Genomic DNA, 11,720 nt, shown 5'->3' with positions numbered 1-11,720 from the left:
TAACTTACCCAAAGCCGCTACCGGATCTATCATCCCACCTACAAAACTTTACTTTACGATTGAAACTGGTTATTCAACAAACGCGGCCAAAAATACCTAATCCCCCTTACTTAATAGAAAAGGGGGTCTATTGTCGTCGTTAAAAATTATATTATTTTTGTTCTTCTAGTCTCTCGTATTGCCCGCGCTAAAGGAAACGAGGCGGATCAGGTGTGTCTACTGTATGGGTAAAGCCCCAAGCTTCCGCAAGGCATTAATGATAACTTGCGCTCCAAGAGAAGCCTGAAGAACAGCGAACACCCAAGCGATCACCCGCAAGCCGGCAACCGTTAAAAAAGCCAGCAATTTCCGGGCTGTCAGCATAATTAACAAATTCAAAAACATTACCAATAACAATAAACCGATAATTTGCAGCCACAATTGCTGATTTTTCTCACTCAATACCATAAGAGCTAAAATCGCCGCAATGCCCGGAGGCGTAACAATGGTGGGAATGACGAGGCGAGAAATCAGCATGGAAGTAGACAAAGTTTCTGGCGCTACCCCCTTGTTGCCAGAAGATTCAGAAGGTTTCATCATTACCTGTAAAGACCCCACAAAGAGAATGATTCCTCCCGTGATCGATACGGCGGGCAAGGAAACCCCCCAATTTTCCAAAATAAGTGGACCCAATAAACCGAGAATCAGCACTACTAGGGTTGATGCAAAAGTTGCTCTCAAAGCCACCCTCCGACAAAGTTTTTCGTCGCTATGGGCAGTTAATTCAACAAAAGGGATAATCGTTTTGAGCGGCCCTAGGGTAATAAACAATAGGATGAAAATAGATGAGAGTTTCAGCATTCTAGAACAGTGTCAAAGATCTTCTTTGATCGCGGCCTCAATTCGCCCCATCTTAACAGCTTTCACCAAAGCCGCGTGATCTCGCTCCGTCTGATCAGCATAAGCCAGAGCAAAATCGCCCATAGCGCGATCAAACTGGTTTCCTTTACCGAGATAGCCACTGATCATTGCTGAATCTCCCGATTTTGCATGAGCGCGGGCTAAAGTCCAGCCGCAGAACCCGGCATAACGTTTTAGTTGTATGGCTGGTATTTGCTCAAGGGGAAAAGAAAATTTCATGTCTCGCAACTGACGCACATAAAAGTCGTAACCCCGCCGAGAGCGCGTCCAACCTAAAAAAATGTCGCTAGAGGATTGCATTAACCTCTGTCCGATGACCACACGCTGTCCGTGATTGTCGTATTTGCTCTTATCCGTGTAGGGTTCGAGGACAGAAGGTCGGGCTTCTTTAAATTGCAGGATTAAAGGATGGTTTTCGGGCGAGAAAAAGAGAACAATGAAGCATCGCGTCCCGATACTGCCAATTCCTACTACTTTTATCGCTATATCTTGCCATTGGTAACGGTCAAAAAGCACCTTACGCTCATCAGAGAGGGATTGCCGATACTCGGCTAACGCTTCCTCAACCCGTTCTTTCCAGTCCTCTTCATGGATGTGGTAGAGAAGGGGCGGCTGATCGGCAAAGCGATATTGACCGCCTACGGGGCTAGTAATTTTAGGAAAAAGATGTTCAATGACTCGCTGACGAGCTTTTTCGGCGCATTTTTCCCGACGTTTTCGAGTTTGCTCATCCGGAGACATTTCAATAACTTTTTCTATATCTAAGCGATTGTACCAGACCTCTAGCGGACTCATCTCGGAATACTCTCGCAGGTGTTCTCGATAGGAACGCACGCACTCGATCGCCAAATCTTGACAGTCGAGATCAGACAATTGGTTGTCTCGTCCGGCAATGACAAAGCTAACGGCAAGGCGTTTGAGGTCCCATTCCCAAGGAGCCGGATGAGTTTCGTCAAAATCGTTGATATCAAAGACTAAATTTCGTTCAGGAGTAGCAAATAAGCCAAAATTTAACAGATGACAGTCCCCACAAGCTTGAACCTGTATTTTTGTGCTTGGGGTAGAGGCAAGATCGTAAGCCATCAAGGCGGCAGATCCCCGCAGAAACGTGAAGGGACTGCGAAGCATTCGCCCGTAGCGGATGGGAGTTAACTCTGACAAGCGCCCCTGATTCGATTCTTCGAGGATATCAATCGGATCACGGCGGTTATCTGGTGGCTGCCAAGAAGCGTGACTACTACGGGGCACTTCTGAACGCAAATTTTTACCGATGGCAATGCGTTCGCTTCGAGAAGACAAACGAGAGGATGAAGGGGAAAGGATGGGGGTTTCTAATTGCATGTTCATGGTGTTGAGGGGTTTTGATAATTTGAGAATTTTTTAATTTTGAAATGTAAACTCATCTTAATTAAATCCATAAATTTTTTGATGGATTTGTCGAGTTTTAATTAGGTAAAATTTTCTTTATAAAAATATTATATCTAATAAATTTCACACCGCCTTAGTTTGTTGATTTTTTTTATGTTTATATAAAAAAATTAATAAAATTTAATCTTTCTGTCCAATTTTTAGAATTGGGTGAACTATATAAAGAAACTAATTTATAAAATGACTGGCAGATAATAAATCACCCCCTTTCCATGCAGTTTTGGGGTATATATTTATCAATAAAAAAAACCTGCACAGTGGCAGAGAAAATCGACAAGAGTTTTAGTGGGGGTAAAAGTGGCGAGCCTGACACGAGCCGCAATGCAAGGTCTAAAAGTTTTGTTACAAAAGGGTTTTAACAATAAAATAGCTTATTGATACCAAAATTTCCAAAAAGCCTTGCTTTTGTAGTACCAGTTTAAGTAAGGTTTATTTGATACAGAAAAAGAGAACAAAATTTCAAGGGTTTGGGGGGTTCAATCAACTTTTACTTAATATTGAGAGACATCGAGTGCTTGCTCAAAAACAAGGTTTTAACATTCAAGTCCTAAGGTGCAAGATCTGAGGCTACCAATATCCGCTACTTTAGTCATTAATAATCTGTTGGCTTGCGCTTTATTTTCATTTTTATATAATATCGGCAAAAGTCCGTTCCATACGCCGAAAATACCAAATGCCGCTTATTAATAAAAAAACCACGATGCCAATAGATACCATAAAACCTAAACCATAAATTTCCGCTTTTCCGCCTATAATTGCCCAGCGAAAACCATCAATAACCCCCACCATTGGGTTTAAAGAATACAATAAGCGCCACTGTGGCGGCACAATACTACTACTAAAACCCACAGGAGAAATATAAAGGCCAAACTGAACAATAAAAGGAACAATATAACGAAAATCTCGATATTGAACATTGAGCGCTGATAACCATAATCCTCCCCCGATAGCCGCCGCAAAAGCTATGCCAATAAACAAAGGTAAAGTAAGAATTCGCCAGCTAGGAATAAAATTATAGAAAGCCATCAAAGCCAGCAAAATCATCCCCGAAATCATAAAATCTACAAAACTAACAATCACTGCACTCGCTGGCACAATCAGACGAGGAAAGTACACTTTAGAAATTAAATTCGCATTGTCTATTAAACTATTACTACACTCAGCCAAAGCATTAGCAAAAAACTGCCAAGGTAACATAGCCACAAAAACTAAAATAGGATAAGGGGCACCATCTGAGGGTAATTTAGCCAGTTTTCCAAACACAATCGTAAAAACTACCATAGTGAGAAAGGGTCTAATTAGCGCCCAAGCAATCCCTATTACTGTTTGTTTATAACGAACCAAAATATCCCGCCAAGCCAGAAAATAAAAAAGTTCTCGATAACGCCACAAATCTTGCAAATACTGTCTTTCTGTGCGTCCTGCTTCGATGATCAATTTTTTAGCCATTAGTCCTAAGATAAACCTATTCAAAAATTAGGTTAATGATTTTCTTTGTACATTTTCAGCCTAATTATAGCAATCCTAGCCCGAGCAGTATTATTTAATTTGTAAACAAAGTTAATTAACAAAGTGCTAGATTAGCCATGATCTTAAGCTTATAAGAATTATCCCTGTGGGGGTTAAAATTTATAGTAGGCTTTGCTAGTCTAAACACCAAGGAGACAAATGGAACAGCCAAAAGTAATTTTTTTGGATGCAATGGGAACCCTATTTGGACTAAAAGGAACCGTAGGAGAAATCTATGCCGCCAACGCTGCTACTGTAGGGGTCTATGTTTCACCCCAAACCCTAGACCAAACCTTCAACGAAAGTTATAAAAGTTCTAACCCTTTGGCTTTTCCTGGGGTCGATGCTTCTCAAATTCCCGAATTAGAATTTCAATGGTGGCGCTCACTCGCTAGGTCGGCTTTTTCTTTAGCTGGAGTTTTAGATCAGTTTGAGGATTTCGGCAGCTTTTTTATTCAACTGTATGATTACTTTGTTCAATCAGACCCTTGGTATGTTTATGATGATGTCTTACCCGCCTTAACTTATTGGCAGGAAATGGGTATTGAATTAGGGATTATTTCTAACTTTGATAGTCGTCTCCATTCTATTTTAAAAAGTTTGCAACTGGATAGATTTTTTAAAACCATTACCATTTCTTCTGATAGCGGAGCCGCTAAACCCCATCCTCAAATTTTTGCCACCGCTTTAGCGAAACATAACTGTTTATCCCAACAAGCTTGGCATATTGGGGATAGTTTAAAAGAAGATTACTACGGAGCTACATCCGCAGGAATTAAAGCTTTTTTGATAGAACGTTCTCATTAATTTTTTGCATAGACTCTCACGTTTAAAGCTCACCAAACTCGTAAATAATTTTTATGAATGCTCCTCCACAGCATAACGATCCGGCTCTTGACCTAAAGCAAAGCGTAGAGAATGAGTTAAATTTTTACTAGATTGGCTCATAAATAACAATAGTGCTAGTGCCGCAAAACTAGCCGCTAAAGCAAACATGGGCCGATATTCCCAATTAAGAAATCCTAACAGTGGCCCCGAAATAGCGATTCCCACATCAAACCCACTCACACTCACCGCAAAAACTCGTCCCCTCTGAGAACTCAAAGAACGATCCGAAATTAAAGCAAGAAGCATAGGTATTAAAATTCCTCCTCCGCTTCCTTCTAAAATAGCCGCTACAACAAAAAGTTGAGAACTATCGCCCACACACAGGAGGATCATCGACAGGGTATAACTGATTAAACTTAAAGTAATAAATAAACCCCTGCCATAACGATCTGAAGCTTGACCAACAAAAAATCTCGCACTAAAACTGGCGATCGCCGCAACCGAGTAAAATAAACCTGCCATCTCTCGTTTAAACAAGGGAAGAAAGGTTACCAATACGCCAAACATCATCCCCATCAACAAAAAAATTAAAGAAGGAACCAATAACGAACGACTGCTTAACAGTTGCCAAAAACTGCGGCTCGGCGAATTTTGGTCTTTTGGCTGCCCAGAAGATAAAACAATATTAGGGTTTTCTTGAACCTGAATCGCTAATATAAAAGTTAAAAATCCTGCTATGGCGGTTAAAACAAATAGCCACACATAACCCACCCGGCCTAATAAAATTCCCCCTAAAGCAGGACCAATTGCCATCCCTAGAGGAGCTACTAAATTCATATAGCCAATGATTTCACCCCTTTGCTTTGCCGGAGCCAAATCAGTGACTAAAGCATTGTATCCTGTGGTAAATGCGGCTACACTAATGCCATTAAATGCCCGCACAGCGATCAAAGGAAGAATCGAGTTGCTCAAAATATAGCCGAACGGTGCGATGGCAGCCACCACAGTTCCGATGATCACAATAATCTTACGACCTCGATGATCAGCCATTTCTCCTAGCCAAGTGCGAGAAAAAATTAATCCAATGGCAAAAGATCCCATCACCAGCCCGATTTGCTGTTTGCTTCCCCCTAAATGTTCTACATATAAAGGTAAGGTGGGCAATAAAATGGTCATACCTATCCAGTACAATAACCCAGTGACAAAAAGGATAAGTAGGCTGTGTCGTTGATCAGGCGCTAATGATCTTAAAGTGTTGTAAGGGTTCACAGTGTGTTTTTAATACTAGGGGACTAATCCTATTTATTATCTTAACTATTCTTAACACTCTGGTTGAGTCATTAGTCATTAGTCCTTAATCATTGGTCTTTCCCCTAGTTAGGACAATAATTCGACATTACCCGACCAAAACTCCATAACTTCTGATAATAGGCTCGACTGACCTCATCCCCATCTCCACGCAGTTGATCGATCCCTATACCATTACGTCCTTTTTCCTTTCCTGAACTGTGGATATAATAGCCCTCTCCCAGGTATAAAGCTACGTGATTAACTCTTTGATCGCCAAAAAAGATTAAATCGCCCAAGATTAACTCTTCTTGTGAAATCCTTGCCGTAAAGGCTTCTTGTTGATAAGAATCCCTCGGTAGCCAGATATTTGAGGCGGCAAACGCCGCTTGTATTAATCCTGAACAATCATAATTAGGTGCAACAGTTCCTCCCCATAAATAATAATTCGGGGTTTGATAGGCGGCTTGAGTAAAAGCCATCACATCAGGGAGACGTTTTTCAATCTCATGGCGAGATAAAGCAAGCGCCTGATAGGGAACTTTCGCCGGCAAGAGTGCTGATAGCTGATGTAGCGGTAGCCAAGCGAGATAATCATCTTCACATAATTGAACTTGGATCACATTTTCTGTTGTCGGCTGCCAGAGGAGGCGTAAATAGCGTCCTTTAGCGGCTTGAGTGGCTAATTCTTGACAATTCGGGGAGTTATACAGATCTAAATTATTTTGGGTGCAGTATTGGCCGTTAGGAGATGGGGGTAAATCGTTCAAAAAGGTCATAAAATAATAGGGGCTATTCAGAAGTTATATTGATTCGCTAGCTTTTTGTAATTTATATTTATCACTGATTTTTGACAATATCTATGCCTTTCTTCCGCTCTGACGAACAACTCCAACAACTCGGCACAGAAATTCTCGAAAAAACCTGGGCAGAATTTCCCGCACTACAACAGCATCAAATAGCCCTCAGTTGGCTAGTTTACGATGCGCCGGTTATTGTTAATACGGGTGGGGCCATTTCTCCTGAAGAATTTTGGAAATATCCTATCCGGGGATTTAGCTATCGAGGAGATGAACGTATTTATCCGGCTAGTGTGGTTAAATTATTTTATTTGGTCGCTATTCATGAATGGTTAGAAGGAGGGATGATTCCACCTTCAACTGAATTAGATCGCGCTATTCGAGATATGATTGTTGACTCGAGTAATGATGCTACTGGCTTAGTGGTAGATGTGTTAACAGGGACAACCAGTGGACCTGAATTACCTCCCGGACCCTTTGAAACTTGGAAGCAGCAACGCAATATTGTCAATCGCTACTATAAATCTTTAGGATGGGAAGAATTAGAGGCGATTAATGTTAATCAAAAAACTTGGGGAGATGGCCCCTATGGACGCGAAAGAGCATTTTTAGGCGAATTAATGGACAATCGCAATATGCTGACGACTAATGCTATCACTCGCTTACTCCATACCATAGTCGGAGGAATTGCTGTGTCTTCTGAGCGTTCACAACAAATGATGAGTTTGCTATCGCGTACTCTTAATCCTCCTGAAGATAGCGGCGATGAAAATCAAGTAATTGGTTTTCTTGGAGAAGGTTTACCCTCAAATGCTCGTATCTGGTCAAAAGCCGGTTGGACTTCTCAAGTGCGTCATGATGCGGCTTATATCGAAATTCCTGAGCGGCCTCCTTATATTTTAGTGGTGTTTATAGAAGGAAAAGCTCATAGTCAAAATAAAAAGATTTTACCGTTTATTTCTGCTTCTTTAGTCACGGCTATGGATATGAAGTAAACAGGGCTTTGATTAGATTTTTTAAGCTAAGTAAGCTATCAGTGAATTGGGGGTTAGGTTTCTCAGCCTTCTACTCGGGTTATGTTGAGTGCTGGAACGGCTTTAGGAGGCTTATCTGCCTTGAAAAAAAGATTGGCTAAACGCCAGAAAAAATCCTAGGATTTAACATAGGCAGATTGTTGTAATGATTCAAATTTTAGTAAGAGTTTACCTCTTATAAAAACCCTATCCTGACCTATTTGTTAAATAAATTTTGGGTTTTAAAGGTTAGCTCCTTTCATTGAGTAACTAACACTTAAAACCCAATACCTACAAAGCTTCCTCCTATTGAGCAGGCTTGACTTTATCAATGACTTTTAAAGAGCCATCATCGTTAACGGTCCAAACATCATAGCTACCCACAACATCCCCATTTTCATCGATATCTACATTGCCACTGGCTCCTTGATAGTTGATATCTTCTCCTTTTTTGATTAATGCAAGTGCCTGACAGGGATCAGTGACTTCAGTCCCCGGAGCATTAGCTACCTCGCGAATTTTGCTCTTGATGCCTTCTCCTGTGTTGCTTTTTGCCGCTTGTGCCGCTAACATCATCAAAACTGCCGCATCCCAAGAATGAGGCACATAAGCGGTGACTTCTTTGCCGGTTTTCTGTGTCCAGAGTTGGGTAAAGTCTCCTAAAGCTTTCCCATCGGCCGCCGGGACGGTTCCCAATGCACCAGTAATAATAGACTTACCGTCTGAGGCTTTTCCAACCTGTTTGGTAAAGTCTGGTGAGTAAACCCCATCAGTTAGTAATACGGTTACGCCGTCTAATAGTCCCTGTTTATAAGCGGCTTGTAACAGCAAACTGCCGGTTTCAGTATACAAAACGGCGGCTACCGCATCAGGTTTTCCGTTAAAGGCCGCCGTCGCTTCACTATCTAGAGTAGCGGCTTTAGGGTCATAACGGACTGGTTTATCTTCACTCTTTACCTTACCTCCCAATTTTTCGAAGGCTTGGTCAAATTCTTGTTCAAAACCTACACCGTAGTCATTGTTAATGACCACAGTAGAGGCAGTTTTAAAGCCTTTTTTATGGGCTAAGGCGGCTAAAGCTTGAGCTTGATAGGTATCAGGAGGAGCCGTTCGCGCCCAAAAACCTTGATAAAGGCCTTTTTTCGCATTTTCTGTAAAGACAGGGCTTGTGCTACCCGGAGACACTAACATAATTTTATTTTGTACAGCGATGTCTACCGCCGCCGTTGAAACACTACTGGCAAAGGCTCCCACCACTCCAGCTACTCGATCAACGGTAGCCAGCTTACTCATGGCTGATGCTCCGGCTGCGGGATCGGTTTGGTCATCTTCTTCAACGAGGGTGACGGGTTTATCGTTGACTCCGCCACAAGCGTTAACCGTATCTACGGCTAGCTTAACTGCTCCTGGCATATTTTGTCCAATGGCGGCTAAGTCTCCTGTTTTTGGCAGTAATGCCCCTAATTTTAAGCCTTCATTTCCTCCAGTTGCCACATCTGGAGTAGTGGAAGCAGGAGAAGAAGCGGTTGAACCCCCATCTCCGGTTTTAGTTGAACTACAACTTGTGGTAAAAATGCTGGTAGTAAAAGCACTAATGACTAATGTAAGCGTAATAGGAGATTTAATTTGACGTTTATTAGAACTCATAACACTGGTTACCGATTTACATCTCAAGCAGATGTTAAAAATTGTATATGCTCAAGTAATAAGCTTGCTCTTGAAAAATAACCTTCTGAAGGGATTCGAACTCTCGCTACGCACTTAGGTACTTAAAACCTGTCATCAGTGTGCATTTTTTAGGCAAACGGAGAGGGAGGGATTCGAACCCTCGCTACGGACTTACGTACCGTAGAACGGATTAGCAATCCGTCGCTTTCAACCACTCAGCCACCTCTCCATAGGGGCAGGATTTTATTATAGCAGATTCTTTTTGAAATTGCCAAGTTTTTTTTAAGCAGTCAATCGTTAACTATTGCTACGGCTTGTCAGAGAAAACGTCATCTTCCTTTAAGATAAAAAACTTAATATGACTTTTTTCAAGGAGAAAACAACTCAATGTCAAGCTTATTGTTAGCGGCGGCTTCTACTGTTCCTACGACCCTAGAATGGAGTCCCAAAGTAGCGATCGTCATGGTTATCTGCAATATCATTGCCATTATTATTGGTAAATTCACCATTCAAAAGCCTGATGTCGGCCCGGGTTTGCCCTCTCCGAGTCTGTTTGGCGGTCTGAGTTTAGGGGCTTTATTAGGCACCACTAGCTTCGGTCATATTTTAGGGGCTGCAACCATTTTAGGATTAGCTAACTTAGGCGCTCTCTAAATTCATCCGGTTTACAGGCCATAAGCCTGTAGTTCGCTCCTAAAGCCTGCTATGGCAGGCTTTTCCTTGTGTTGGGACTATTTTTAATTGAGGTAACTATCCCTCTAATTTTTTCAAGATCCAGCCGCCAATTCCTACACCAAAGAAATTAGGCAACCAAGCCGCCATAGAAGGAGACAAAAGCCCAATCATGCCAAAACTCCCTGTGAAGAAATTGACCATATAATAAGCAAAGACAATGCCAACAGTTAAACCTAAACTTGTTCCTCGACTCATTTGTTGGGGTTTAGCACCGATGGCGGCTCCCATAACGCCAAATACTAAACAGATAAAGGGAAAAGCGATTTTTTGCTGAATTCGCACCTCAAAAAAGCGTACATTCTTGGTATCCCCACTTTCTTGAAGTAAGTTTTTATATTGCACGGCCTGGAAAAGATTCATTTCATAAGGACTTCGCCCTTGACTGGCAAATTCAAAAGCTTCTTTAGGTAAAGGAAACTGTTGATGCTTAAAGGTAACAGCCTCTTTATAAGCCGCATTGCCATCAATTAAATAAACCGTTCCGTCGAAGAAATCCCAAATATTTTGGTCAGAATTCCATTGAGCCGTGTCCGAAACCACAATTTCATTTAAGCGCTCCCCTAACCAATTAATAATCGTCAGAGATTGCATCTTTTGACCATCAAATTTTTCAGCATAAAATAAACTTTTCAGTTGCCGCAGAGTTTGACCATTGGGCAATTTTATCTGCTCATAATTCGGATAAAAAATATCCTTATTTTGCCAAAAATGACGTTCTTCATGGAGAACTTTGACCAAAATTCCGGTTGCCCGATAATTCGTTTCAGGAACAACACATTCATTAAAAATAAAGGTTAATCCCGTGACGATTAGACTGAGCATAACGGCCGGAATCGTTGCTCTCCACAGACTAATCCCACAACTCCTTAAAGCAATTAACTCACTTTCACTACTCAAACGACCATAGGTCATCAAAGTGGTGAGTAAAACTGATATCGGTAGCGCATAAGAAAAAAACTCAGGAACTCTATATAATAAAATTTTTAGAGCGTCGACTATGGGTAAATCGTACTCAAGCACCTTATTCGATAAATCGGATAGGTTAGCAATGGCGACTCCCATCGAGGTGAAAAGACCAACGCTAAGAATATAGGGCGGAATAAGTTGAGTGGCAATATACCGATCCATTAAAGATATGCCACCAAATAATGATCTAATGGTGTTAACGAAGGATTTACAAAGTTTTGTTGCTATTGAAGGAAATAGACGGTATCGGTAGCCATAACGTTCCATAAGAAATTACATGGGGTAGGGGTTGGGTGTTAGGCGATCACGGAGGCTCATGAATCTACAGAAGAGGATCGACAAATGAGTCCTTCACCTGAGACCTCTTCCTTTCAACCTAACATTTCTTCCTGAGTGAGTTAGTTGAAATTGAACTAAGCTCTATGAATTATTTTAGTACGTTACAATTCGTAACAAAACCATCTGATTGGAAAATTCCGACATCAAAACGCTGGTGGTTAATGGTTCAAGTAAGAATTGTACCTAGGGCAGCCTCATCGGTGTAAGATCAGATTACCCAAAAAGCAGTAACAATCTATACATTAAA

General features: G+C 41.4%; 10 protein-coding genes and 1 tRNA gene. 3 read left to right on the top strand and 8 right to left on the bottom strand.

Annotated features, from left to right (window positions below):
- Nucleotides 1-216: 216 nt before the first annotated feature.
- The 3 genes from CYAN7822_RS26120 to CYAN7822_RS26110 form a co-directional block, all read right to left on the bottom strand.
- Nucleotides 217-840 (bottom strand): MarC family protein, encoded by a 624-nt coding sequence (locus CYAN7822_RS26120; RefSeq protein ID WP_013325264.1) that lies wholly within the window; start codon nt 838-840, stop codon nt 217-219.
- Nucleotides 841-852: 12 nt separating this feature from the next.
- Nucleotides 853-2,247, bottom strand: coding sequence for a DUF2252 domain-containing protein (locus CYAN7822_RS26115; RefSeq protein ID WP_013325263.1), 1,395 nt, complete (start codon nt 2,245-2,247; stop codon nt 853-855).
- Between the two features lie 708 nt (nt 2,248-2,955).
- Nucleotides 2,956-3,777 carry an ABC transporter permease gene (locus tag CYAN7822_RS26110; protein ID WP_013325262.1) on the bottom strand — a complete coding sequence of 274 codons (822 nt, stop codon included), beginning with the start codon at nt 3,775-3,777 and terminating at the stop codon, nt 2,956-2,958.
- A 219-nt stretch (nt 3,778-3,996) separates the two neighbouring features.
- Between CYAN7822_RS26110 and CYAN7822_RS26105 the strand changes: the two genes are divergently transcribed.
- Nucleotides 3,997-4,644 carry an HAD-IA family hydrolase gene (locus tag CYAN7822_RS26105; protein ID WP_013325261.1) on the top strand — a complete coding sequence of 216 codons (648 nt, stop codon included), beginning with the start codon at nt 3,997-3,999 and terminating at the stop codon, nt 4,642-4,644.
- A gap of 51 nt (nt 4,645-4,695) precedes the next feature.
- On the opposite strand, the gene CYAN7822_RS26100 is transcribed toward CYAN7822_RS26105, so the two are convergent.
- Nucleotides 4,696-5,934 (bottom strand): MFS transporter, encoded by a 1,239-nt coding sequence (locus CYAN7822_RS26100; RefSeq protein ID WP_013325260.1) that lies wholly within the window; start codon nt 5,932-5,934, stop codon nt 4,696-4,698.
- Between the two features lie 104 nt (nt 5,935-6,038).
- Complete coding sequence (locus CYAN7822_RS26095) at nt 6,039-6,731, bottom strand: C40 family peptidase (protein WP_013325259.1); 693 nt, start codon at nt 6,729-6,731, stop codon at nt 6,039-6,041.
- Nucleotides 6,732-6,814: 83 nt separating this feature from the next.
- Between CYAN7822_RS26095 and CYAN7822_RS26090 the strand changes: the two genes are divergently transcribed.
- Nucleotides 6,815-7,747, top strand: a complete 933-nt coding sequence (locus CYAN7822_RS26090) for a serine hydrolase (RefSeq protein WP_013325258.1) — start codon at nt 6,815-6,817, stop codon at nt 7,745-7,747.
- A 324-nt stretch (nt 7,748-8,071) separates the two neighbouring features.
- Here CYAN7822_RS26090 and CYAN7822_RS26085 read toward each other — a convergent pair whose 3' ends face one another.
- Entirely contained in the window at nt 8,072-9,412 is a 1,341-nt protein-coding gene (locus CYAN7822_RS26085) for an ABC transporter substrate-binding protein (RefSeq protein ID WP_013325257.1), read from the bottom strand.
- A 158-nt stretch (nt 9,413-9,570) separates the two neighbouring features.
- Nucleotides 9,571-9,662 (bottom strand) — tRNA-Ser (locus CYAN7822_RS26080).
- 158 nt (nt 9,663-9,820) lie between these two features.
- Here CYAN7822_RS26080 and psaK point away from each other — a divergent pair.
- A complete protein-coding gene (gene psaK / locus CYAN7822_RS26075; protein ID WP_013325256.1) occupies nt 9,821-10,087 on the top strand; it encodes a photosystem I reaction center subunit PsaK in 267 nt (88 codons plus the stop codon).
- A 96-nt stretch (nt 10,088-10,183) separates the two neighbouring features.
- Here the strand turns inward: psaK and CYAN7822_RS26070 are convergent, their stop codons facing one another.
- Nucleotides 10,184-11,296 carry an LptF/LptG family permease gene (locus CYAN7822_RS26070; RefSeq protein WP_245602791.1) on the bottom strand — a complete coding sequence of 371 codons (1,113 nt, stop codon included), beginning with the start codon at nt 11,294-11,296 and terminating at the stop codon, nt 10,184-10,186.
- Nucleotides 11,297-11,720: the final 424 nt, after the last annotated feature.

The organism is Gloeothece verrucosa PCC 7822, from assembly GCF_000147335.1.
GTDB lineage: Bacteria > Cyanobacteriota > Cyanobacteriia > Cyanobacteriales > Microcystaceae > Gloeothece > Gloeothece verrucosa.
The sequence above is the reverse complement of the archived record's forward strand: the minus strand, read 5'-3'. Positions and strand labels throughout refer to the sequence as shown.

Excerpts from the sequence above, each read along its gene's own strand:
- CYAN7822_RS26095 (WP_013325259.1), bottom strand. The coding sequence starts at position 6,731 with ATGACCTTTTTGAACGATTTACCCCCATCTCCTAACGGCCAATACTGC.
- CYAN7822_RS26110 (WP_013325262.1), bottom strand. The coding sequence starts at position 3,777 with ATGGCTAAAAAATTGATCATCGAAGCAGGACGCACAGAAAGACAGTAT.
- CYAN7822_RS26120 (WP_013325264.1), bottom strand. The coding sequence starts at position 840 with ATGCTGAAACTCTCATCTATTTTCATCCTATTGTTTATTACCCTAGGG.
- CYAN7822_RS26070 (WP_245602791.1), bottom strand. The coding sequence starts at position 11,296 with ATGGATCGGTATATTGCCACTCAACTTATTCCGCCCTATATTCTTAGC.
- CYAN7822_RS26115 (WP_013325263.1), bottom strand. The coding sequence starts at position 2,247 with ATGAACATGCAATTAGAAACCCCCATCCTTTCCCCTTCATCCTCTCGT.
- CYAN7822_RS26105 (WP_013325261.1), top strand. The coding sequence starts at position 3,997 with ATGGAACAGCCAAAAGTAATTTTTTTGGATGCAATGGGAACCCTATTT.
- CYAN7822_RS26085 (WP_013325257.1), bottom strand. The coding sequence starts at position 9,412 with ATGAGTTCTAATAAACGTCAAATTAAATCTCCTATTACGCTTACATTA.
- psaK (WP_013325256.1), top strand. The coding sequence starts at position 9,821 with ATGTCAAGCTTATTGTTAGCGGCGGCTTCTACTGTTCCTACGACCCTA.
- CYAN7822_RS26090 (WP_013325258.1), top strand. The coding sequence starts at position 6,815 with ATGCCTTTCTTCCGCTCTGACGAACAACTCCAACAACTCGGCACAGAA.